Origin of the sequence: Lonsdalea quercina subsp. quercina (assembly GCF_000688655.1) — a bacterium.
In the GTDB taxonomy this organism is placed as follows: domain Bacteria; phylum Pseudomonadota; class Gammaproteobacteria; order Enterobacterales; family Enterobacteriaceae; genus Lonsdalea; species Lonsdalea quercina.
Window position 1 is genome coordinate 265,423 of sequence record NZ_JIBO01000002.1, and the last position, 23,560, is coordinate 288,982.

16 protein-coding genes are annotated in these 23,560 nt (G+C 57.2%); 10 read left to right on the forward strand and 6 right to left on the reverse strand.

All coding sequences use genetic code 11. The annotated features are described in order from the left end of the window. Window positions 1-81: 81 nt before the first annotated feature. Window positions 82-903, forward strand: a complete 822-nt coding sequence (gene bacA / locus RZ35_RS01930) for an undecaprenyl-diphosphate phosphatase (protein ID WP_026741794.1) — start codon at window positions 82-84, stop codon at window positions 901-903. Between the two features lie 85 nt (window positions 904-988). On the opposite strand, the gene RZ35_RS01935 is transcribed toward bacA, so the two are convergent. Both RZ35_RS01935 and RZ35_RS01940 read right to left on the reverse strand, forming a co-directional pair. Next, on the reverse strand, window positions 989-2,221 hold the full coding sequence (locus RZ35_RS01935) for a multifunctional CCA addition/repair protein (RefSeq protein ID WP_026741795.1): 1,233 nt from the start codon (window positions 2,219-2,221) through the stop codon (window positions 989-991). A gap of 91 nt (window positions 2,222-2,312) precedes the next feature. Further along, the gene (locus RZ35_RS01940) at window positions 2,313-2,933 is read right to left on the reverse strand and encodes a TIGR04211 family SH3 domain-containing protein (RefSeq protein ID WP_026741796.1); all 621 of its coding nucleotides are present in this window, start codon (window positions 2,931-2,933) and stop codon (window positions 2,313-2,315) included. Between the two features lie 243 nt (window positions 2,934-3,176). Between RZ35_RS01940 and RZ35_RS01945 the strand changes: the two genes are divergently transcribed. The 5 genes from RZ35_RS01945 to RZ35_RS01965 all read left to right on the forward strand — a co-directional run bounded on the left by RZ35_RS01945 (window position 3,177) and on the right by RZ35_RS01965 (window position 11,260). Next, window positions 3,177-4,511: a CYTH domain-containing protein gene (locus RZ35_RS01945; RefSeq protein ID WP_026741797.1), complete on the forward strand. Its 1,335-nt coding sequence runs from the start codon at window positions 3,177-3,179 to the stop codon at window positions 4,509-4,511. A gap of 54 nt (window positions 4,512-4,565) precedes the next feature. Continuing rightward, on the forward strand, window positions 4,566-7,421 hold the full coding sequence (gene glnE, locus RZ35_RS01950) for a bifunctional [glutamate--ammonia ligase]-adenylyl-L-tyrosine phosphorylase/[glutamate--ammonia-ligase] adenylyltransferase (protein ID WP_026741798.1): 2,856 nt from the start codon (window positions 4,566-4,568) through the stop codon (window positions 7,419-7,421). Window positions 7,422-7,536: 115 nt separating this feature from the next. Further along, window positions 7,537-8,964 (forward strand): bifunctional D-glycero-beta-D-manno-heptose-7-phosphate kinase/D-glycero-beta-D-manno-heptose 1-phosphate adenylyltransferase HldE, encoded by a 1,428-nt coding sequence (gene hldE, locus RZ35_RS01955; RefSeq protein WP_026741799.1) that lies wholly within the window; start codon window positions 7,537-7,539, stop codon window positions 8,962-8,964. A gap of 11 nt (window positions 8,965-8,975) precedes the next feature. Next, window positions 8,976-11,024 (forward strand): NAD-dependent DNA ligase LigA, encoded by a 2,049-nt coding sequence (ligA, locus tag RZ35_RS01960; protein ID WP_036152413.1) that lies wholly within the window; start codon window positions 8,976-8,978, stop codon window positions 11,022-11,024. A 2-nt stretch (window positions 11,025-11,026) separates the two neighbouring features. Then, window positions 11,027-11,260, forward strand: coding sequence for a DUF3820 family protein (locus RZ35_RS01965; RefSeq protein ID WP_026741801.1), 234 nt, complete (start codon window positions 11,027-11,029; stop codon window positions 11,258-11,260). A gap of 23 nt (window positions 11,261-11,283) precedes the next feature. On the opposite strand, the gene RZ35_RS01970 is transcribed toward RZ35_RS01965, so the two are convergent. From RZ35_RS01970 to barA, 4 genes are all read right to left on the reverse strand, one after another. Further along, window positions 11,284-11,541, reverse strand: coding sequence for a FlxA-like family protein (locus RZ35_RS01970; protein WP_051625434.1), 258 nt, complete (start codon window positions 11,539-11,541; stop codon window positions 11,284-11,286). A 385-nt stretch (window positions 11,542-11,926) separates the two neighbouring features. Beyond that, complete coding sequence (locus RZ35_RS01975; protein WP_026741803.1) at window positions 11,927-12,298, reverse strand: FlxA-like family protein; 372 nt, start codon at window positions 12,296-12,298, stop codon at window positions 11,927-11,929. 158 nt (window positions 12,299-12,456) lie between these two features. Continuing rightward, window positions 12,457-13,992, reverse strand: coding sequence for a methyl-accepting chemotaxis protein (locus RZ35_RS01980; protein WP_026741804.1), 1,536 nt, complete (start codon window positions 13,990-13,992; stop codon window positions 12,457-12,459). A gap of 433 nt (window positions 13,993-14,425) precedes the next feature. Further along, window positions 14,426-17,176, reverse strand: coding sequence for a two-component sensor histidine kinase BarA (gene barA, locus RZ35_RS01985; RefSeq protein ID WP_026741805.1), 2,751 nt, complete (start codon window positions 17,174-17,176; stop codon window positions 14,426-14,428). 61 nt (window positions 17,177-17,237) lie between these two features. Here barA and rlmD point away from each other — a divergent pair, with 61 nt between their 5' ends. The 4 genes from rlmD to pyrG all read left to right on the forward strand — a co-directional run bounded on the left by rlmD (window position 17,238) and on the right by pyrG (window position 23,534). After that, window positions 17,238-18,566, forward strand: coding sequence for a 23S rRNA (uracil(1939)-C(5))-methyltransferase RlmD (gene rlmD, locus RZ35_RS01990; protein WP_026741806.1), 1,329 nt, complete (start codon window positions 17,238-17,240; stop codon window positions 18,564-18,566). A 15-nt stretch (window positions 18,567-18,581) separates the two neighbouring features. Then, window positions 18,582-20,813 carry a GTP diphosphokinase gene (relA, locus tag RZ35_RS01995; protein WP_026741807.1) on the forward strand — a complete coding sequence of 744 codons (2,232 nt, stop codon included), beginning with the start codon at window positions 18,582-18,584 and terminating at the stop codon, window positions 20,811-20,813. A 64-nt stretch (window positions 20,814-20,877) separates the two neighbouring features. Further along, on the forward strand, window positions 20,878-21,672 hold the full coding sequence (gene mazG / locus RZ35_RS02000; RefSeq protein ID WP_026741808.1) for a nucleoside triphosphate pyrophosphohydrolase: 795 nt from the start codon (window positions 20,878-20,880) through the stop codon (window positions 21,670-21,672). A gap of 224 nt (window positions 21,673-21,896) precedes the next feature. Next, window positions 21,897-23,534, forward strand: coding sequence for a glutamine hydrolyzing CTP synthase (pyrG, locus tag RZ35_RS02010; RefSeq protein WP_026741809.1), 1,638 nt, complete (start codon window positions 21,897-21,899; stop codon window positions 23,532-23,534). Window positions 23,535-23,560 lie beyond the last annotated feature (26 nt).

Consider the following 23,560-nt stretch of genomic DNA (forward strand, 5'->3'; position numbering starts at 1 on the left):
TTAATGTCGTTTCATATGCAGCGGCTCGCGTGCAGCGAGGCCGCTTTTTTATGGTTACGGTTTGATGGAGCTGAACAGGTAATGACAGATTCATACACGTTGCTGGTGGCGTTTATCCTTGGGATCGTCGAGGGTCTGACGGAGTTTTTACCGGTCTCCTCGACTGGGCATATGATCCTGGTCGGTCATTGGTTGGGATTTGAGAACGATCTGTCGAAAACCTTCGAGGTGGTGATTCAGCTGGGGTCTATTCTGGCGGTGGTCGTCGTGTTCTGGCGGCGTATGTTCGGCCTGATCGGCATCCATTTCGGTCGCCAGCCCCATGAGGGCATCAAGCCCACAGGGCGGTTGACGCTGGTGCATATCTTGTTGGGCATGGGACCGGCGGTGGTGCTGGGGATGCTTTTCCACGATGCTATTAAAACGCTGTTTAATCCGCAGATGGTGGCATGGGCGCTGATCGCCGGCGGTATTTTGCTGCTGATTGCCGAAAAATGGCGTCCTAAAACCCCGCGCGCGGAGGGGCTGGATGATATTAGCTATCGCCAGGCTTTCTACATCGGATGTTTTCAATGTCTGGCGCTATGGCCGGGATTTTCCCGTTCCGGCGCGACCATCTCCGGCGGCATGCTGACGGGCGTCAGCCGCTATGCGGCGTCGGAGTTCTCCTTCATCCTGGCGGTGCCGATGATGCTGGGGGCCAGCGGGCTGGATTTGTATAAGAATTGGCACCTGATGAGCTGGTCTGCGCTGCCGATGTTCGCCATCGGCTTCCTCACGGCGTTCTTCGTCGCCATGATCGCGATCAAAACGTTTCTGGCGGTGATTAAACGGATGTCGTTTGTGCCCTTCGCCATTTATCGTTTCATCGTCGGTGCGGCGGTGTATCTGATCTTCATGTAACAGAGCGGGAACATCCCCGCGACCGGCGTTGCTCAACACACGGCCTTTCCCCCCTGCGGCGACGCATAAAGGAAAGGCCGTTTTTTTAGTCCGCGTCCTGCTGGTCTTTCCAGTTCTGCAGCGCACGGCGGCGGCGCCAGTGCAGTTCGTCGCGGATCGCCGCATTGCGGAAGCCATCGGCCACGACCTGTGCGCTGGTGACGCTGCTGGCGACCTTGAAGGCTTCGCGCAGATAATCACCCTGCGGATAAGGCTTGTCCNCGAAGCCGGTTCGCCCGCGCGCATCGGCTTCGCTGGTGAGGATCAGCTGGTCCAGACGATGGGGTTTGCGCCAGACGTCAATGCTGTCGAACAGCTTCAGCAGCGTCTTAGGCTGCAGGATCGGCGCGGTATGCAGCAGATCATGGTACTCCGCCACCAGTTTCGCCAAATCGCGTATCTGATTGGGGATCCGCAGCCGTTGACACAGCGCTTCAATCAGTTTGATGCCTGCCGGACCGTGTCCGTGGTGGCGCGGCCACAGCGATGGCGGCGTCAGGCCTTTGCCGACGTCGTGGCACAGCGAGGCGAACCGCACGTCGATCTCGGGGCTGAGCTGCGCCGCGATCGCCAGCGTCATCATGACATGAACGCCGGTGTCGATTTCCGGATGCCATTGCGCAGGCGCAGGGACGCCAAACAGATTGTCGATTTCGGGGAACAAGACCTGCAGCGCGCCGCAGTCCCGCAGCCGCTCGAAATAGACCTGAGGCGAGTTCGACCCCAGCGCCTTTTCGGTCTCTTTCCACACGCGCTCCGGCGTCAGGCTGTCGAGTTCGCCGCTGTCGACCATCCGACGCATCAGCGCCAGCGTTTCCGGCGCAATCGTAAAGCCGAGATGGGCGTAGCGGGCGGCGAATCGCGCAACGCGCAACACCCGCAGCGGATCTTCGCCGAACGCGTCGGAAACGTGACGCAGCTGTTTGGATTCGAGATCGCGCTGGCCGCCGTAGGGATCGATCAGGCTGCCGTCTTCTTCTTGCGCGATGGCGTTGATGGTCAGATCGCGGCGCAGGAGATCCTCTTCCAGCGTCACATCCGGACTGGCGTTGCAGACAAAACCGGTATATCCCTGCCCGGATTTACGTTCCGTTCGGGCCAGGGCGTACTCTTCACGGCTGGTGGGATGCAGAAAGACGGGGAAATCCCTGCCGACCTGCTGATAGCCGAGTTTTAACAGTGTTTCGGGCGTGGCGCCGACCACCACCCAGTCGCGCTCGGTGACGGGTTGATGCAATAAACCATCGCGCACCGCGCCACCCACAAGGTAAATCTTCAAACCCAACTCCTGAATCAATGGTTTCTTAGTGACGATGGCTCACTATAACCTTTATTGATGTTCAGTGTCGGGTTTGACGACGGGCAAAGATTTAGCCCATCCAGCGATCGTTTTTCTTGCGACGCGGGATCAGATGCGGCAACACCAGCCCCAGCAGCAGACCTGCGCCCGCTACGCCGCCGCCGTACATGAACCACTGCAGGATCAGCGTGCGCTGTTTGTCATCTAACTGCACGTTGGCGGCGTTGACCTTCTTCTGCGCCACGACCAGCTGATTTTTCAAATCCTGATTTTCGCGCTGTAGCCCGGTGATCACGTTATCGCTGGCGGCGACTTTCTGCTGCATATCAGCGGTACGCTGGTTCCAGCTCTGGTCGATATTGGTCAGCTTGTCGGTCAGGACTTTCACCTGATTCTCCAGATCCGGCACGCGGGTGCGCAGGCTGGGCATCTGGCTCAGCTGATCGAGCGGGATCCAGCTGGCGCGGCCTTTGCTGTCGCGGATCTGGGCATAGCCCGCCCCCTCGTTGACTTCCACGACGGAGACTTCTTCACCCGCCTTCAGCGTGCCGACGATACGGTACTGGTTGCCCGGTCCGCTGTGGAGGTAGGTGATGAGTTCATCGGAGATATAGCGTTTTTCTTCCGCCTGGGTGCCAAAGGTGACGGCAAGGCCAACGAGGCCGGCAATAATAAAGCGTAATTTCTGCATAAGATCATCAGGTTGCGTGAATGAGTGTTAAATATTCGTCGGATAAGTCTGACGAGGAGGGTGACAAACCTAAATGGGAACTGTCTTACTCTTGTTTGTCAGCCGAAGACGCAGGATAACCGATGATGGCGGTGGCCGCACGTCTGGCGGCCTGCGGCGGCGAGGCGGTGGCAACGGTGGCAAGGTAGCGTAAAATGTTATTTACTGACGAGATTCCCGCAGCATCCGGTGTAGCTAACTATTATGAGTGAAGAGATCGAACTGAAATTTATTGTCCATCCTGCCACGGTGCCAGCTTTGCAAACCCAGCTGAACCAATGGAAGAGCGACTACAGCCACAGCAAGCATTTACATGCGCATCAGTTGGCGAACATCTATTACGAAACGCCGGACGGCTACCTGCGTCAGCACGGTATCGGGCTACGTATCCGTGGGGAAAACGGCCGCTACGAAATGACCGCCAAAACGGCGGGCAAGGNGGTAGGCGGCTTGCATCAGCACCCGGAATATAACGTCGAGCTGGCAGGACCGCAGTTGGACATTCGTCTGTTGCCGGACGATATCTGGCCGGAGCAGTGCGACCTTGATGCATTGGCGGCAGAGCTAACGCCGTTGTTCAGTACCGATTTCCGTCGTGAAGTCTGGGTCGTGTCTCATCACCAAAGCATTATTGAGATGGTGCTCGATCGCGGCGAGGTGGTGGCCGGGGAGTTGCAGGAGCCGATTTGCGAGCTGGAGTTGGAGCTGAAGGTCGGACAGCGTAGCGATCTGCTGGAATTCGCCGACGAGCTTTCCGACGTGGGCGGCCTGCGACAGGGCTACTTGAGTAAAGCCGCCCGCGGTTATCAGCTGGCTAAAGGCAACCCGCCGCGTGAGAGACACGCTCTGACGTTCATGCCGGTCAAAGAAAAAATGACGCTTGATGAGGGCATCGAGGCGGGCCTGGAGTTCGGGCTGACGCACTGGCAGTATCACGAAGAGCTGTGGGTGCGGGGCGATCAGGCCGCGCGCGATAGCATGCTGGAGGCGGGAACGCTCCTACGGGAAATGCTGGTGCTGGTCGGCGGCGTGGTGCCGCGTAAAGTGACCTCAGCATTTCGCGGCGCCTTGACGGCTTTGGAAGCGAAGGCGATGACCGATCTCGACGCAGAGACCGTCTGCTTCGATAAGGATTACCTGAAAAGTAAACTGGTGCTGACGACTTGGTTGCTGGAAGCAGGCTGGCGTCGTTATATGGATAATCGCGAGCGCATGCGTTTGCAGAGTTCCTATAAACGCTTCGCCGATATCATGCTGAGCCGGAGTCTGGCGGAGCTGAAGTCCGTGTTTGCGCATTCGCTGACGTCGTTGCATTACGAACAGCAGCTGCCGCGCCTGGAACGTGGTTTAAGCGCCTTTATGCTGCTGGGCGGTTTCTATCCGGAGGAGGAGGCGGGCGATTATGTTCGCGTCTGGCGCGAGCTGGCGCAGCAAATCGCCAAGCTTAACGTCCATCAACCGGCGCCCGCGGCGCTGGACGAAACCCGCAAGCAGGCGATAGCTCTTCCGCCTTTCTGGCTGAACAGCGGACAATCATGATGCATTGAAGCCGGCCGCCTGTCATCGGAGCAGGCGGCGGTGTGAGGATAGTCGATGAGCAGCACTCCTGCGCCCCGTTTCCCATTACCCGCTTCGTTACTCTCTCAGGCCCAGCAGGCGTTGTCCCGCTGGCCGTCTTCCCCTGCGCTCACGACCTTGTCGGCGGAGGAGCAGGCGACGGNCGCGATGAGCGATTTCGTCGGCGACGCGCTGGCGCGTTACCCTGACTGGCTGCACGACATCAGGCAATCGCCGCCGGTCCCCGATGAATGGGAAAACTATGCGGACGCGCTGCGGCTGGCGCTGAGCGAGGTGCGCGATGAAGCCGCGTTGATGGCGACGCTTCGCACGTTTCGGCGTCGCATGCTGGTGCGCATCGCCTTCGCGCAGGCGCTGGGTACATGCCGCACAGAGGAGACGCTGCGGCAACTGAGCGAACTGGCGGAAGTGTCCGTCATCGCCGCCCGCGACTGGCTTTACGACGCCTGCTGCCGGGAATGGGGAACGCCCTGCAATCCACAGGGCGACCCTCAGCCGCTGCTGGTGCTCGGCATGGGCAAACTGGGCGGTCGGGAACTAAATTTTTCCTCGGACATCGATCTGATTTTCGCCTATCCGGAAAACGGCAATACGCGTGGCGGGCGGCGGGAGCTGGACAACGCCCAGTTCTTTACCCGGCTGGGTCAGCGGCTGATCAAAGCGCTCGACCAAAAGACCGAAGACGGTTTTGTGTACCGGGTGGATATGCGCCTGAGGCCGTTCGGAGACAGCGGTCCGCTGGTGCTGAGCTTCAACGCGCTGGAAGATTACTACCAAGAGCAGGGGCGCGACTGGGAACGTTACGCGATGGTAAAAGCGCGGCCGCTCGGCGCAGCGGATCCGGCCTATCGTCAGGAGCTGAATCAGCTGCTGCGTCCGTTCGTGTTCCGGCGCTACATGGACTTCAGCGTTATCCAGTCCCTGCGCAACATGAAAAACATGATCGCGCGCGAAGTGCGTCGTCGCGATCTGCGCAATAACATCAAACTCGGTCCCGGCGGTATTCGGGAAGTGGAATTCATCACTCAGGTCTTCCAGCTGATTCGCGGAGGACGCGAGCCGCAGCTGCAATCGCATTCGCTGTTGCCGACGTTGCAACAGTTGGGCGAACTGGGCGTGTTGCCTGCGGAACAAACGTTGCGGCTGCGGGAAGCCTACCTGTTCCTGCGTCGGCTGGAAAACCTGTTACAGGCCATCGCCGATGAACAGACTCAGAACCTGCCGGAGGACGCGCTCAATCAATCCCGCCTGGCCTGGGGCATGGCCTGCGACAGCTGGCCGTCGTTGTGCGATGCGTTGACGCGACACACGCAGGCGGTACGCGACGTCTTCAACGAATTGATAGGCGACGACGCCCCTGACGGCAGCGATGATCCGACCCATGAACACTGTCGCAGTCTGTGGCAGGACGGGTTGGATGAGGGCGAGCTGGCGTCGCTGACCCCACATCTGCCGGAAGAGAACCGGACGAACCTGTTGTATCAGCTACAGGACTTCCGTTCCGAGCTGTCCCGCCGCACCATCGGTCCACGTGGCCGGGACGTACTGGACCAATTGATGCCCGCGCTGCTGGCGGAAGCCTGTCAGCAGGAGCAAGCCGATATCATCGTCTCGCGCATCACGCCGCTGCTCATCGGCATCGTGACGCGAACGACCTATCTGGAGCTATTGCTCGAATCGCGCCCGGCCCTGAAACACCTCATCCGCCTGTGCGCGGCCTCCCCAATGCTCGCCAGCCAGCTGGCGCGTTATCCGCTTTTGCTGGATGAGTTGCTCGACCCTGCTACGCTTTATCAACCGACGGCGCAACATGCCTACGCGGACGAACTGCGCCAGTATCTGATGCGGGTGTCGGAAGATGACGAGGAGCAACAGCTGGAGGCGCTGCGCCAGTTCAAGTTGACTCAGCAGCTAAGAATTGCCGCCGGTGATATCGCAGGCGCATTGCCGGTCATGAAAGTCAGCGATCATTTGACCTATCTCGCCGAGGCGATTATCGCCGCCGTGGTGCAACAGGCCTGGCAGAGTATGGTGACGCGTTATGGCCAGCCGTCTCACCTGCAACAGCGGGAAGGGCGCGGGTTCGCCGTGATCGGCTACGGCAAGCTGGGCGGCTGGGAGCTGGGCTATGGATCCGATCTCGATCTGGTCTTTTTGCACGATTGTCCGGCGAACGTGATGACCGACGGCGACCGCAGCATCGACGGCTATCAATTCTATCTGCGGCTGGCCCAGCGCGTCATGCATCTGTTCAGCACGCGCNCCTCTTCCGGAATACTTTACGAGGTGGATGCGCGGCTGAGACCATCCGGCTCGGCGGGCATGTTGGTCAGTACGGTCGGGGCGTTTGACGACTATCAGCGCCACGATGCCTGGACCTGGGAACATCAGGCGCTGGTTCGCGCCCGAATGGTGTACGGCGAAACCGNCGTCCAGCAACAGTTCGAGGCGACACGCCGACATGTTCTTTGCCGGGAGCGCGACGGCGAAGCATTACGCATCGAGGTGCGGGAAATGCGGGAGAAAATGCGGCGTCACCAGTCCCATCGAGATCCGGATGCTTTCAATCTGAAGACGGACGCCGGCGGCATCATCGACATCGAGTTTATCGTGCAGTATCTGGTCCTGCGCTATGCGCACGCACAGCCGGCGTTAACGCGCTGGTCCGATAATGTGCGCATTTTGGAGATGATGGCGAAGCACGGCGTGATGGAAGAAGACGAGGCCAATGCCTTGACGCGGGCTTATATTACGCTGCGCGACGAGCTGCATCGTCTGGCTTTGCAGGCGCGCTCCAGCCGCGTAAGCCGCGCGCACTTCATCGCTGAACGCGAACAGGTGGAGCGCAGCTGGAAAAACTGGCTGGGCTGAGAGGTTGTATGCAAAATTGGCGACGCCGCCGTGGATTTCCCCCGTGGGGGCCGTGCCGTCGGGCGAGCTGTGGTAATATAGCGCGCGATAAAATGAACCCTTTTTGGAGCAGGGAATGAAAGTTACGCTACCTGATTTTCGTCAAGCCGGTGTCCTGGTGGTGGGTGATGTCATGCTCGACCGTTATTGGTATGGTCCGACCAGTCGTATTTCACCGGAAGCGCCGGTGCCGGTGGTCAAGGTCGACACCATAGAGGAGCGCCCAGGCGGCGCGGCAAACGTGGCGATGAATATCGCGGCGCTGGGCGCCGGTTCTCGTTTGGTCGGCCTGACCGGCATCGATGATGCGGCTCAAGCGCTGAATGCCAAATTGAACGAAGTCAACGTGCGGTGTGATTTCGTCCCCGTCGCGACGCACCCTACGATCACCAAACTACGGGTGCTGTCCCGCAATCAGCAACTGCTCCGGCTGGACTTCGAGGAAGGGTTCGACAATGTAGACCCGGAGCCGATGATTGAGCGTATTCAGCAGGCGCTGCCGAAAATTGGCGCGCTAGTGTTGTCCGACTACGCCAAAGGCGCGCTGGTTCATGTTCAACGGATGATTCAGACGGCGAACGCCGCCGGTGTACCTGTATTGATCGACCCGAAAGGCACAGACTTTGCTCGTTATCGCGGCGCCACGCTGTTGACGCCGAACCTGTTAGAGTTCGAAGCCGTCGCTGGCCGTTGCCGCGATGAAGACGATCTGGTCGCACGTGGTATGCAGCTAATGGCGGAGCTGGAGCTGTCCGCGCTGCTGGTGACGCGTTCAGAGCAGGGCATGACGTTGCTTCAACCGGGTAAAGCGCCTCTGCACCTGCCAACGCAGGCCCAGGAAGTATATGACGTGACCGGCGCTGGCGATACGGTCATCGGCGTACTGGCCGCCGCTCTGGCCGCCGGTAATCCGCTGGAAGAAGCCTGTTTCCTGGCCAATGCCGCCGCGGGCGTCGTGGTCGGCAAGCTGGGAACTTCCACCGTCACGCCGATCGAGTTGGAAAATGCGGTTTGTGGTCGCGCTGAAACCGGGTTTGGCGCGATGGACGAAGTTCAGCTGAAAGCGGCGGTCGCGCAGGCGCGTCAGCGCGGCGAGCGTATCGTGATGACCAACGGCTGCTTCGATATTCTGCATGCCGGTCATGTTTCCTATCTGGCGAACGCCCGCAAACTGGGCGACCGTCTGATTGTCGCCGTAAACAGCGATGCGTCGACTCAACGTCTTAAAGGCCCCACACGTCCGGTCAATCCGCTGATGCAGCGTATGATCGTGCTGGGCGCGCTGGAAGCCGTCGACTGGGTGGTGCCGTTCGAAGAGGACACCCCGCAGCGTCTGATTGCCGAAATCCTGCCGGATATTCTGGTGAAAGGCGGCGACTACAAGCCGGAAGAGATCGCGGGCAGCAAAGAAGTCTGGGACAACGGCGGCGAAGTCAAAGTGCTGAACTTTGAGGATGGCTGTTCGACCACCAATATCATCAATACCATCAAGGCCAGTCGCTGATCGATGTCGTTATGTCAGAGAAAGGGTTTACTCCATTGAATTCACAGTCTGTTGAAACACGTCTTGAAACGCTGCGCAGCCAGCTCCGTTATCACGAGCACAAGTATCACGTGGAGGATGCGCCGGAAATTCCCGATGCGGAATATGACCGTCTGATGCGTGAGCTGAAATCGCTTGAGCAGGAACATCCGACGCTGATCACGCCGGACTCGCCCACACAGCGAGTTGGCGCGGAGCCGCTGGCGGCGTTCGAGTCGGTTCGGCACGAAGTGCCGATGTTGTCGCTGGATAACGTTTTCGACGAACAAAGTTTTCTGGCGTTCAGCAAGCGTATCAACGATCGCCTGAAACACGAGGACGATCTCTCGTTCTGCTGTGAACTGAAACTGGATGGACTGGCGGTCAGCCTGCTGTATGAAGAGGGCGTGCTGGTGCGTGCCGCCACCCGCGGCGACGGGACGACGGGGGAAAACATCACCTCAAACATTCGCACCATCGGCGCGATCCCGCTGCGGCTGAGCGGCGACGACATCCCGCGCCGGGTGGAAGTGCGCGGCGAAGTCTTTATGACGCATGGCGGCTTCGAGGCGCTGAACGAGGAAGCGCGTCGCACGGGCGGCAAGGTGTTTGCCAACCCGCGCAACGCCGCAGCCGGTTCGCTGCGTCAGCTGGACCCGCGCATTACGGCTAAACGTCCGCTGACTTTTTTCTGCTATGGCGTGGGACTGGTGGAAGACGGCACGCTGCCGGACTCCCACTGGGAGCGACTGCAACGCTTCAAGTCTTGGGGACTGCCGGTCAGCGATCGCATTCGGCGGTGCTGCGGCAGCGACGCCGTGCTGGACTTCTACCGGCAGGTAGAAGAAACACGCAGCGGTCTGGGATTCGATATCGACGGCGTGGTGATCAAGGTCGATGATCTCGCGCTGCAAGAGCGCCTTGGCTTCGTGGCCCGCGCGCCTCGTTGGGCGGTCGCCTACAAGTTCCCGGCGCAGGAGCAGCTGACCTGGTTGCGCGACGTGGAGTTTCAGGTTGGCCGCACCGGGGCGATTACGCCGGTCGCGCGGCTGGAGCCGGTGGCCGTCGCCGGGGTGGTGGTCAGCAACGCCACGCTGCACAATGCCGATGAAATCGAACGTCTCGGCATTCGTATCGGCGACCGCGTGACGGTGCGCCGCGCCGGAGACGTCATCCCACAGATCGTCAGCGTTGTGTTGACGGAACGTCCGCAGGAAACGCAGCCTATCGTTTTCCCTGACCAATGTCCGGTCTGCGGTTCCGACGTCGAGCGGGTGGAAGGCGAGGCGGTGACCCGTTGCACCGGCGGTTTATTCTGCGGCGCTCAGCGGAAAGAAGCACTGAAGCACTTTGTTTCCCGCCGGGCGATGGATGTCGACGGAATGGGCGACAAGATCATCGACCAACTGGTGGAAAAGGAGTACGTGCGCACGCCCGCAGACCTATTCCGCCTGACGGCGGGTATTCTCACCGGGCTGGATCGCATGGGGCCGAAGTCGGCGCAGAATCTGGTCAACGCGCTGGAGAAAGCGAAGTCGACCACCTTTGCCCGTTTCCTTTACGCGTTGGGCATCAGGGACGTCGGCGAAGCGACCGCGGCGAGTCTGGCCGCGCATTTCCTGACGCCGCAGGCTCTGTCTGATGCGGATCTGGACGCGTTGCAGCAGGTTCAGGACGTCGGGATTGTTGTGGCGACGCACGTGCGCAATTTCCTGGATGAAGAGCATAACCAGCAGGTGATCCGAGAGCTTATCGACGAGATTGGCATCCATTGGCCCGAGCCTGTTGTGGTCAACGTCGACGCCTCATCCAGCCCGTTTGCAGGCAAAACGCTTGTGCTGACGGGGTCGTTGAGCGTTTTGTCCCGCGACGAAGCGAAAGATCGCCTGACGGCGCTCGGTGCGAAGGTCAGCGGCAGCGTGTCAAAAAAGACAGATATGGTAATTGCGGGCGAAGCGGCGGGGTCGAAATTGACTAAAGCTCAGTCTTTGGGCATTCCGGTGATCGACGAGGCGGAAATGATGCGCTTGCTGGAGCAATAGCGATGGAAAAAGCCGACCTGCTGGCGATAGCCAACACGACGATGCCGTTCGGTAAATACAAAGGCCGGGCGCTGATCGATCTGCCGGAAGAGTATCTGCTGTGGTTCGCACGTAAAGAGGTGTTTCCCGAAGGGCGTTTAGGCGAGCTGCTGCAACTGACGATGGTGATCAAAATGGAAGGCTTGCAGGGGTTAATCAAACCCCTGAAAGACGCCTCAAGCGGTCGGTCTGGCTGACCGGCTCGTTCTTTTTCCGNCCCTTACACGTAGACGTTAATCTGGTTGTCGGCGGTAGGACGATTAATGCCGTCCGCCAATGCCGAGAAACTAGGTGTCTGCGTGCTGCTGTTGCTGGAATAACCTTGCGTCTGCGAAGATTGCTGCTGAGAAACCTGGGCAGCGAGCGCCTGAATCTGCGCTTCAATCATCTGAATCTGCATCTGCGCGTTGGGGTCTTCACCGCCGCTGGACGTGACCTGACTCAGTTGTTGGGTCAACTGCTGTATCTGCTGTTGCAACCGGGCAATCCTTTGTGTGTTATCACGGTTGCTGGACGAATCGCTGAATGATGTCGACGATATTGCGCTGATTGCGGCCATGATGTCTTCCTCCATTGGTCAGCCTGGGCAGGCTATGGAGCAATTATAAAACAGGTGAGTTAGGCGAATATTTAGCACTTTGTCTGAAAAAACGCAGAATTTTTCTTCAAAGCGTGGGGAAAGCGTAAAGAGGTGCTTCATGTCGTGATGGGGCGGCGTTCTGGCCGGCGCGGTGTAAACGACGATATGCTCTGGGCTTCCGGGGGACGGCGGTCAGCGCGTAGGAAATACGGTCGGGCGCCAAGGCCCGGCCGTGGATCACACTCCAGTATGACGCGAAAAGCGCCAGTCTGGCGGAGAACCCTCAGATATAGACATCAATCTGGTGGGTGTCGGTTGGCTGATTGACGCCTTCCTTTTTGCTGCTGGAATTTGACGCATTGCTGGTTTCAGCGACGCTCTGCTGCTGCTGGCTTTTCTGCGCCTGCGCCATTTGCTCCTGAGCCTGTTGGGTCTGGAGCTGCTCAATCTGAGCTTCAATCATCTCAATCTGTGCCTGCAACATCTGCGTTTGAGTGGCTTTCGTCTCTTCATCCGCATTCGAATTGGACACATCCTTCAACTGCTCGGTGGTTTTTTCCAGTTTCTGATTGAGCTGGTTAATTTTCTGCGTGTAGTTGGTCGAGCCGCCAGATGAACTGCTGCTGACGGAAGACACTGAGCTAATACTTGTCATTTTTGCTCCTTCATCGTTGTGTCATGCCATGATACTCATCCCTTACCCTGTGCCAACGTACGCAGAGGGTAAGATCTCATTGTCGGCGAATTATTAAAATCTTTTAATGCTAGTTCAGTATAAAACATTCACTATTATGCTCGCCGGTTCCCTTCGCGTTAGCGCCCATAGACGTTGACCGCTTCCGTCAGGCGTACAGCCTGCTGCTTCAACCCTGTCGCCACGCTGGACGATTGGGTGACCATCTCGCTGTTACTCTGCGTCATTTGCTCGATCTGGGCGATGGAGTCGTTGATCAACGTGAGCGCTGACGTCTGTTCCTGCGTGGCGAGACCGATCTCGTGGATGAGGCCGCTGACCTTTCCGACATGTTCCACAATGCTTGAGATGTGCTGGTCGGCCTTTTCTACCAGGTGACTGCCGCTTTGAACGCTGGCGACGTTATCGTCAATCAAGGCCTTAATCTCTTTGGCGGCGGAAGCCGAATTTTGCGCCAGCTGCCGGACTTCGGCGGCGACGACCGCGAAACCCTTACCTTGTTCGCCCGCGCGGGCTGCTTCCACTGCGGCGTTAAGAGCCAGAATGTTGGTCTGGAACGCGATGTTGTCGATGACGGCAATGATCTCCACCACCTTTGCACTTGCCGCGTTAATCGCATTCATCATCTCGACGGTCTGCCGCATGATGTCGCCGCCCTGCTGTGCCGCCTGAGTGGCGTCGTCGGTCAGCTGGATTGCGTTCNCCGCCGTTTCGGCGCTTTGGTGGACGGCTGAGGTGATCTCTTCGATCGCTGCCGCCGTTTGCTGCAGGTTGCCCGCCGTCTCTTCCGTGCGTTGGCTCAGGTCGATGTTGCCAGCCGCCAACTGCTCGCTGACGCTTTTCATGCCCGCCACCTGAGTACTGACGTCGTCGACCAGCGAGTTCAGATTGAGCGAGAATTGATTGACCACTCGCAGCAGCATGCCGATTTCATCCACGCGGTTGAACCGCAACGCATCGACTTTTCTGCCTGAAACGACGCGCTGAGCCTGACGGAGTAGGGTCTGCAGCGGGCGGGCGATTTGCTGCTGTAAAAAGACGTCTAGCAACAGCAGGGTCAGCAGCGAAGAGAAAGTTTGCGAGAGAATGCCGGCGCCGGACAGGGAAAAAAGAAAAGGAATTATGCCGCCTGCCAATATGGCGCAGCGCAGACGCCAGCGTACTGGCATTTTTTGAAATAGGGAGAAAACGGAGAACAGGCCGGTTCTGACCACCAGCCCTTTATAGAATTTGCGGCGACCGGCTTGCTGTTTGATGACCGCGTCATAGAACGCCGCCGCGGCTTTAACTTCTTCAGCTTCCGGTGGATTACGAACGGAAATATAGCCAGAAAGTTCATCATTATGATAAACCGGCGTGACGTTGGCGCGTACCCAATAATAATCACCGTTTCTGCGGCGATTTTTTACCATGCCAGTCCAGCTGTCTCCCTGTTGCAGGGTATACCACATGTCTGCAAAGGCTGCGGGAGGCATATCCGGATGACGGACAATATTATGGGGTTGGCCCACCAGCTCTTCGGCGTCAAATCCGCTGACCCGAATAAAGGCCGAATTGGCATAGGTAATATGGCTTTTGATGTCAGTCGTTGACATTAACGTGATATCCGCGCTTAGCGAATATTCTTGTTGGGTGACAGGTGTATTAACCCTCATAACAAAACCCCGAGTGTGTGTCGTCGTAAAAGAAATAAATGAAAAATAACTAACCGATTGAATAAGAATGTTTATTAAAAGAGTGGCGTTTTATTATTATCAGTGGTCGTTTGGAAATAGGAATTATTTATATAAGACAAATTCCGTCTATTCGGGGGTATTTCCACCAGGCTGGGGATTATCCGGTAACGGGGGGTATTGTCAATTTATTCGTGATATCAGAATGTAGGTAATACTCATTCTCGCGATAATGATTATTTAAACTATAAAGTCATTTGATGAATTTAAATAAGCTAAAAAGAAATTAGAATTTGTTTGAGTTGTTAAAAATATAACGAATCATTTATTTATCCCGCCCAAGGTGTTTACAAAGCAGATAAAATTAAATGACATTAATTCCCCCATTGAGGAGGGAATTAATGAGGACGTTTTGTTAATCGGCAAGGTATTGTCCCGCCGCTTTCTCAACATGAGCCATTTCATCCAGCAGTTCCAGCCACTCCGGCTCTAAGGCTTCTGCTATTACGCCGCGACGCAGCTGCTGTTCCAGATACGCGCAATGTTGTTTGAGACGAGGCACGCCGCTATAGCTACAGCTGCCGTGCAATTTGTGGATGGTTTCCAGCAGCGATGCCTGATGCTGGCCATTCAATTGCGCTTCAATCTGCGGGCGCACCTGGGCCAGGAAATCCAGCAGCATTTTGAGCAAATCGCGAGCCAGTTCCGGCTTGTTGGCGGCCTGCTGTTGTGCCAGCGCCCAGTCCAGCGACGGCGTTTCCTCGGCGGCGTCGACCGGGGTGGCTTCCGGCTCGGGCACGTGCCTGCGCAGCACGCTGTACAGCATCTTTTCATCAATAGGTTTGGACAGATAGTCGTCCATGCCGGACTGAAGAAACTGTTCTCGTTCGCCGTGCATGACCTGCGCCGTGACGGCGATGATTGGCGTGTCTTTATGGTTGGGCAACTGGCGGATTAGCTCGCTGGCATGCAGACCATCCATTCCCGGCATTTGAATATCCATTAGTATTACGTTCAAGTCGTTTTGCCTGGCCTGTTCCACCGACTCCGCGCCGTTTTCGCACAGAATGATGTCGTCCACCAGCTCCTTCAACAGCGTGCCGATCAATTTCAGGTTCGCCAGATTGTCGTCGACCGCCATCACCCGCAGCGGCAGTCGCGGGGTTTCCTGCTTTGGATGAAGTTCCAGCCCAGTCGTGTTCGCGTAGTTGCACTGGAACAGATTGGTGTCTTGCAACAGCGGCAGGAGGCGGGCCGAGGTGATCGGTTTGCTCAGGCAGGCATGAACGCCCAGCGATTTCAGCTGTTCTGCATCCATCTGCGCCAGGCTGGGCAGGGCGAGGATCACGCAGGGCGCGCGACGGCAGAGACTGTGGATCTTGGGGGTGAAATCCAGCAGCGTATTGCGGTAATGGACGGGAATGCCGACCAGTAAAATATCGAATTTTTGCGCTGGCAGTTGTTCGGTCGAGGGGCTGTAGCTGACGGTCAGCGGCGTTCGCCTCAGCACATCCAGCGTCGCCTGCGCGGCCGCCGGGTTGGCTTCGACATAGGCCAGATTTTTCCCTTGCAGCATATCGAAGTAGTTATTGAGCACGGCGGGGTGCGGGTTCAACTGCAGATTCAGCGTACACCAGAAGGTAGACCCCTTATCGGGCACGCTGTGAAAGCGGATATTGCCGCCCATTTCCTGCACGAGCCGCTGGGTGATCACCAGACCCAGTCCCGTTCCGCCATGCCGGCGGGAAATGCTGGTGTCGGCCTGTCGGAAAGCCTGAAACAGCTGGGTTTGCTGTGTTTCATCAATCCCGATGCCGGTATCTTTGATTTGAATTTCCAACTGCGCCTGCTGATGCTGCTGAGAACGTTTTTCCACGCGGATATCAATATTGCCGTGCTCGGTGAACTTAATCGCGTTGCCCAGCAGGTTAGTGACGATTTGCTGGATGCGTAATGGGTCGCCGATAAACTGTTCCGGGACATCGCGCTTGATATTCAGCGTCAGCTCCAGCCCTTTCTCGTGCGCGGTGTGGGCCAGCAATATCACCATTTCATCCAGCGTGTTGTGCAGAGAGAAAGGGATGTGCTCCAGCACCAGCTTGCCGGCCTCCAGTTTGGAGAAGTCCAGCACGTCATTGATGATGTTCAGCAGGTTGTTGGCTGAACGTTCAATGGTGTGCAGGTAGTCTTGCTGTGTAGGCGTCAGCTGCGTTTTCAGCGTTTGTCGGGTAAAGCCGATCACGCCGTTGAGCGGCGTGCGAAGCTCATGCGACATATTAGCGAGAAACTCGGACTTGATGCGGGCGGCTTCCTGAGCGCGTTTCTTGGCTAAATCCAGCTCGACGTTCTGAATTTCCATCTGCTCCAGCGTTTCTCTCAGGTCGTAAGTTGCCTGATCGATATTCTGCTGCATCTCTTCATGATAGGCGGTCAATGACATCGCCATCGAGTTGATGCCGTTTTTCAGCATGTGCAGCTCGCCGAGCATCTTGCCCTCGACGCGGCTGTCCAGCTGGCCCCGGCGAATACGATCGACGGTATCCACCATATTACGGATGGGCGTGGTGACGTCCCGCATCAGGCGATAGGCGAACAGTAGCGCGCACCCCATACTTATCAGTAACAGCAGACCCGCTAGACCAATTTCCCGATACTGCTGTAGTTCGATGTTATCCAAATTTAGGGCGATGGCGACATACCCCACTGGCGCTAAGCGGCTACTACTGGTGGATAGCGACGGGGACAGCGCTTCCTCCGTCAGCAGCGGCATACGCATGATGAAGTGATTGTCCCGTTCGAAAATCTGGAGCGAGTCCGGCACCGGCGATCCTTCCGGCAGCGCCAAAATATTGTTGATATCGCGGGAGTAAGTGCTCACCAGGGGGCGATGATGCGTATCGAAAACGCTGATGGCGCGAACCACATCGGCATGGCGGCGATGCAGCCGGTGTACTAACTGGCGCAGCGTTTCCGGTTGGTGCTGCGCGATGGCGAATGCGCTGTTGATCGCCAGAGGTTCAATAATGCTGCTGCCGGCTTCCGTCAGTTGATCCTGCAACTGATTATAACGGTGAATGATGAAGAAGCCGCTGAGCAGAAGTCCCACCAGCAGCGTGGGCGCCAGAATCAGAATCATCATTCGTGCACGCAGACTGTATTTGGTCATGGGGGTCCAATGTGGGAGAATTGTGGCTGATTAATCCGTTAATACATGACATCACACTTATATGGCGCAATTCTACTCCCCAAAACGGCGTGTGACGACCCGTCAACGCATCACCGTGTCGGTCAACGATCTCGACCCGTTCGGTCAGGGCGTGGCGCGTCATCAGGGGAAAACGATTTTCATCGCTGGCGCGTTGCCGGGGGAACAGGCCGAAGTCCTGGTGACTGAGGATAAGAAACAGTTTGCCCGGGCGAGCCTGAAACTGTTGCTGAGCAAAAGCGAAGATCGTGTCGACCCTCGCTGCCCGCATTTCAACGTCTGCGGGGGGTGTCAGCAGCAGCATGCCAGTCAGGCGCTTCAGGAACGCAGTAAATCCAGCGCTCTAATGCGTCTGATGGCGAGGGAGACCGGGGTCACCGTACCCTCGCCGGATGTGATTAGCGGCCCGGCCTACGCCTACCGACGCCGTGCACGGCTTGGGTTATACTTTCAGGCTAAATCACAGCGATTGCTGATGGGGTATCGTCAGGCGGCTTCGCACGATGTGGTGGAGGTGCGTCACTGCCCGATACTGTGTTCCGAGCTGGAAGCGCTTCTGGCGCCGCTGCACGAGTGCCTTAGCGGTCTACAGGCGAAAAGGCGCCTCGGTCATGTCGAGCTGGTGCTCGCCGACCAAGGGCCGCTGGTGATTTTGCGTCATCTCGACCCGCTTAGCGACGCAGACCGTCAGGCGCTTATCTTACTGGCGCGCGCGCGGTCGATATCGCTGTTTCTTGCTGGTGACACGGACGCCCTTGAGTGTCTGCACGGCGAAATGCCTACGTACCAAATTGACGATCTTTCCCTGGCGTTCAGTCCGCGGGACTTCATTCAGGTGAACGACGTCATCAATCGGAAAATGGTCAGTCAGGCCTTGTCCTGGCTGGATGTGCAGCCGCAGGACCGTGTGCTTGACCTGTTTTGCGGCATGGGCAATTTTACGCTGCCGCTGGCCCGGCGGGCCGCCGAAGTCGTCGGCGTGGAAGGCGTGCCGGCGTTGGTGGCCAAGGGACAGGAAAATGCCCGACGCAACGGTTTATCCAACGCCGTGTTCTTTCATCATAACCTGGAAGAGGACGTCACCCGGCAGCCGTGGGCATCGCAGGGGTTCAATAAAATAGTGCTCGATCCGGCCCGCGCCGGCGCGCCGGGCGTTATGTCGCACATTGTGAAACTGGCGCCTGAGCGCGTGGTCTACATATCCTGTAACCCGACCACGCTGGCCCGCGACAGCAAAGTGCTATTGGCGGCCGGCTATCAGCTGGCGCGGATAGCGATGCTGGATATGTTTCCACACACCGGGCATCTTGAATCCATGGCGTTGTTTCTGCCCGGCGCCGGTGGTCGGTAAAGAAAGGGAGAATTTATGGTTGCGGTAAGAAGTGCACATTTAAATACCGATGGCGAATTCGAACCCGATGTGTGGATCGCGTCCTTGGGGATCGCCAACCAGCAGTCATGCGAGCGCCTGAAAGACACCTGGCGCTATTGTGAACAGCAGACGCAAGATCATCAGGATGCGATGTTGCTGTTGTGGCGCGGCATCGAAATGGTCGAGATCCTCTCCACGCTGAGTATGGATAACGACAGCCTGCGGGCGGCCATGCTGTTCCCGCTGGTCAATGCGGATGTCGTAGACGAAGAGACGCTGAAAGAGGCGTTCGGTCAGAATATCGCTAATCTGGTGCACGGCGTCAGGGATATGGATGCGATACGTCAGCTCAAGGCCACGCAGCACGACTCCGTCGCGTCGGAGCAGGTGGATAATATCCGGCGGATGCTGCTGGCGATGGTGGAAGATTTCCGCTGCGTCGTCATCAAGCTGGCGGAGCGTATCGCCCACCTGCGCGAAGTTAAGGATGCCCCTGAAGAAGAGCGGGTACTGGCGGCGAAAGAGTGCACCAACATCTATGCGCCTCTGGCGAACCGCCTGGGCATCGGTCAACTGAAGTGGGAGCTGGAAGATTTCTGTTTCCGCTATCTGCACCCCGAAGAGNACAAACGCATTGCCAGCCTGTTGCATGAGCGGCGCATCGATCGCGAACAGTATATCGACGACTTCGTGACCAACCTGCGTCAGGCGATGGAGAAGGACGGGCTTAAGGCCGAAGTGTACGGTCGTCCGAAACATATCTACAGCATCTGGCGCAAGATGCAGAAAAAATCGCTGTCCTTCGACGAGCTGTTCGACGTCCGCGCCGTGCGGATCGTGGTTGAACGTTTACAGGATTGCTACGGCGCGCTCGGGATTGTGCATACTCACTATCGTCATCTGCCGGACGAATTCGACGACTATGTCGCGAACCCGAAGCCGAACGGCTACCAGTCTATCCATACCGTAGTGCTGGGGCCGCGCGGTAAAACGCTGGAGATCCAAATCCGTACCCGCGAAATGCATGAGAACTCGGAACTGGGCGTCGCCGCGCACTGGAAGTATAAAGAAGGCGCATCGNCCACCAGCCGCTCTGGTTACGAAGGGCGTATCGCCTGGCTGCGTAAGCTGCTGGCCTGGCAGGAGGAGATGGCGGATTCGGACGAAATGCTGGACGAGGTCCGCAGCCAGGTCTTCGACGACCGCGTCTACGTGTTTACGCCGAAAGGCGATGTCATTGATTTGCCGACCGGTTCCACGCCACTGGACTTCGCTTATCATATCCACAGCGACATCGGACATCGTTGCATTGGCGCCAAGGTCGGCGGCCGCATCGTACCATTTACTTATCAGTTGCAGATGGGCGACCAGATCGAAGTCATTACTCAGAAGCAGCCTAACCCCAGCCGGGACTGGCTGAATCCTAATCTGGGCTATGTCACCACCAGCCGCGGGCGTTCCAAGATCCACAACTGGTTCCGGAAACAGGATCGCGATAAAAATATCCTGGCGGGCAAACAGATCCTCGACAACGAGTTGGAAAATCTGGGCCTCAGCCAGAAGATGGCCGAAAAACTGCTGTTACCGCGTTACAACATCAATTCGATGGATGAGTTTCTGGCTGGGATCGGCGGCGGCGATATTCGCCTGAATCAGGTCGTCAACTTTTTGCAGTCCAAGGTCAATCAGCCGAGCGCCGAAGAACAGGATCGCGAGGCGTTGCGGCAACTGACCCAGAAGACCCCGGCGCCGGCGCGCGCCAGCAAAGACAACGGGCGCGTTGTGGTGGAAGGCGTCGGTAATTTGATGCATCACATCGCACGCTGCTGTCAGCCGATTCCGGGCGACGACATCGTTGGCTTCATCACCAAAGGGCGCGGGATCTCTATCCATCGGGCTGACTGTGAACAGCTGGACGAACTGCGTAGCCATGCGCCGGAGCGTATGGTGGATGCGGTCTGGGGGGAAAGCTACTCCAGCGGATATTCGCTGGTGGTGCGTGTGACCGCCAACGACCGCAGCGGTCTGCTTCGCGATATCACAACGATTCTCGCCAACGAGAAAGTTAACGTGCTTGGCGTCTCCAGCCGCAGCGACGTCAAACAGCAGCTCGCGACGATCGATATGGAAATCGAGATCTACAACCTGCAGGNGCTGGGCCGGGTACTGGCCAAGCTAAATCAGCTCCCTGACGTCATTGACGCGCGTCGTCAGCAGGGCAACTGAGCCGCAGTCCGATAATCTGGGCGGGCCGGGTTGCCCGCCTATTCAGCATTAACCAGGAAACGTTATGTCCTCATCCATCTCCCGACTGCTCACTATCATGATGCAACTGCGCGACCCGCAAAGCGGCTGCCCGTGGGATAGCAAACAAACTTTCGATTCGATAGTGCCTTATACGCTGGAAGAAACCTATGAAGTGCTGGATGCTATTCGCCGTAAGGATTTCGACGATTTGCGCGGCGAGCTAGGCGATCTGCTGTATCAGGTCGTGTTTTACGCCCAGATGGCTCAGGAACAGGGACTGTTCGACTTTTCCGACGTCTGCGACGCCATCAGCGACAAGCTGGAGCGGCGTCATCCGCATATTTTCGCCGGGGCCGATGCGCCGAACGCCGCCGACGCGCTGAAAAGTTGGGAGCAGACCAAGTCCAGGGAGAGAGCCGAAAAGGCACTCCACTCGCAGGTCGATGATATCCCGGAAGCGTTGCCAGCGCTGATGCAGGCGCAAAAAATTCAGCAGCGCTGCTCGGCGGTGGGGTTTGACTGGAAAACGCTGGGACCTGTCGTGGACAAGCTGTACGAAGAAATCGACGAGGTGATGTTCGAGGCGAAGCAGGCGGTGGTGGATCAGGAACGCCTGGGTGAAGAGCTGGGCGATATGTTCTTCGCCGCCGTCAATCTTTCACGACATTTAGGTCATAAGGCGGAAATCACGCTGCAGGACGCAAATCGTAAATTCTGTCGCCGTTTTCGTCAGGTAGAGCAAATCATTAGCGAAAAAGGGAAAACACTTCCCGAAGCCAGCCTTGAGGAAATGGAGGCTGCCTGGCAGCAGGTAAAATGTGAAGAAAAAAGGCATTAAGGGGTTTTAGGTCTGAAATGGCTGATAATTCATATATTTTGTTTTATCAGTATGATTTTTCAGGAAGATGTTTCGCCGCGATTTCGCAAGGTCGCGGCGGCCACGGACAGGATGGGTATCCGATGTTAGGCAAAACGAACATTTGTGGCGCCCATCAGGTTCCGGTATACTACTTTCCCGTCTTGGTCTTCCATCATCCTTAAACCTAAACTCTCAGGTTCAGCATGACAACTAATTATATTTTTGTGACCGGCGGGGTCGTATCCTCTCTGGGTAAAGGCATTGCCGCAGCCTCTCTGGCGGCTATTCTCGAAGCCCGCGGCCTCAACGTGACCATCATGAAACTGGACCCGTATATCAATGTGGATCCAGGGACAATGAGTCCTACGCAGCACGGTGAAGTGTTCGTCACCGAAGATGGCGCCGAAACCGATCTCGACCTGGGCCACTACGAGCGTTTTATTCGCACTAAAATGACGCGCCGCAATAACTTCACCACCGGACGGATCTATTCTGACGTCCTGCGCAAAGAGCGCCGTGGTGATTATCTGGGTGCGACCATTCAGGTTATCCCCCATATCACCAACGCGATCAAAGAGCGCATCATCGAAGGCGGCGAAGGCCACGATGTGGTGCTGGTCGAAATCGGCGGTACGGTTGGCGATATTGAATCGCTGCCGTTCCTTGAAGCGATTCGTCAGATGGCAGTGGAAGTNGGTCGTGAACACACCCTGTTTATGCACCTGACGCTGGTGCCTTATCTGGCCGCCGCAGGCGAGGTGAAAACCAAGCCGACGCAGCACTCGGTGAAGGAACTGCTGTCCATCGGGATTCAGCCGGATGTGCTGATTTGTCGTTCCGATCGTACCGTACCCGCGAACGAGCGCGCAAAAATTGCATTATTCTGCAATGTGCCGGAAAAAGCGGTGATATCTCTTAAAGACATTGATTCTATTTATAAAATTCCGTCGCTATTGAAATCGCAGGGCCTGGACGATTATATTTGTAAACGATTCAGCTTGGAGTGCCCGGAAGCGAACCTGTCAGAATGGGAACAGGTTGTTTACGAAGAAGCCAACCCGGGCGGCGAAGTGACTATCGGTATGATCGGCAAGTACGTTGAACTGCCGGATGCCTACAAGTCCGTCGTCGAAGCGCTGAAGCACGGCGGTTTGAAAAATCGTCTGACCGTGAACATCAAGTTCATCGACTCGCAGGATGTAGAAAGCCGCGGCGTCGAAGTCCTGAAAGATTTAGACGCTATCTTGGTGCCGGGTGGTTTCGGCTACCGCGGCGTGGAAGGCAAGATCATGGCGGCGCGATATGCTCGCGAGAACAAGATCCCTTACCTGGGCATCTGTCTCGGCATGCAGGTCGCACTGATGGAGTTTTCCCGTAACGTCGTCGGCATGGAAGGCGCGAACTCCACCGAGTTTGTCCCTGACTGCAAATACCCGGTTGTGGCGCTGATCACCGAATGGCGCGATGCCGAAGGCAACCTGGAAGTGCGTAGCGAAGAGAGCGACCTCGGCGGTACAATGCGCGTCGGCGGACAGGAATGCCACTTGACCGAAGGCAGCCTGGTTCGGAGCCTGTATGGCGAGCCGACGATCATTGAGCGTCATCGTCATCGTTATGAAGTCAACAACATGTTGTTGAAACAGATTGAAGCGGCGGGATTACGTGTTGCTGGTTATTCCGCCGACCGTCGACTGGTAGAGATTGTTGAGATCCCTGATCATCCGTGGTTCGTCGCTTGTCAGTTCCATCCGGAATTCACGTCCACGCCGCGTGACGGGCATCCGCTGTTCGCCGGCTTTGTGAAAGCCGCGGGAGCGTACCAGAAACGTCAGGAAAAATAGGGTTTTGTCAGCAACGCGCGTCCAGA

Coding starts and splice junctions, on each gene's coding strand:
- RZ35_RS01940 (WP_026741796.1), bottom strand. CDS start 2,933: ATGCAGAAATTACGCTTTATTATTGCCGGCCTCGTTGGCCTTGCCGTC.
- RZ35_RS01965 (WP_026741801.1), top strand. CDS start 11,027: ATGGAAAAAGCCGACCTGCTGGCGATAGCCAACACGACGATGCCGTTC.
- bacA (WP_026741794.1), top strand. CDS start 82: ATGACAGATTCATACACGTTGCTGGTGGCGTTTATCCTTGGGATCGTC.
- hldE (WP_026741799.1), top strand. CDS start 7,537: ATGAAAGTTACGCTACCTGATTTTCGTCAAGCCGGTGTCCTGGTGGTG.
- ligA (WP_036152413.1), top strand. CDS start 8,976: ATGTCAGAGAAAGGGTTTACTCCATTGAATTCACAGTCTGTTGAAACA.
- RZ35_RS01975 (WP_026741803.1), bottom strand. CDS start 12,298: ATGACAAGTATTAGCTCAGTGTCTTCCGTCAGCAGCAGTTCATCTGGC.
- barA (WP_026741805.1), bottom strand. CDS start 17,176: ATGACCAAATACAGTCTGCGTGCACGAATGATGATTCTGATTCTGGCG.
- rlmD (WP_026741806.1), top strand. CDS start 17,238: ATGGCGCAATTCTACTCCCCAAAACGGCGTGTGACGACCCGTCAACGC.
- mazG (WP_026741808.1), top strand. CDS start 20,878: ATGTCCTCATCCATCTCCCGACTGCTCACTATCATGATGCAACTGCGC.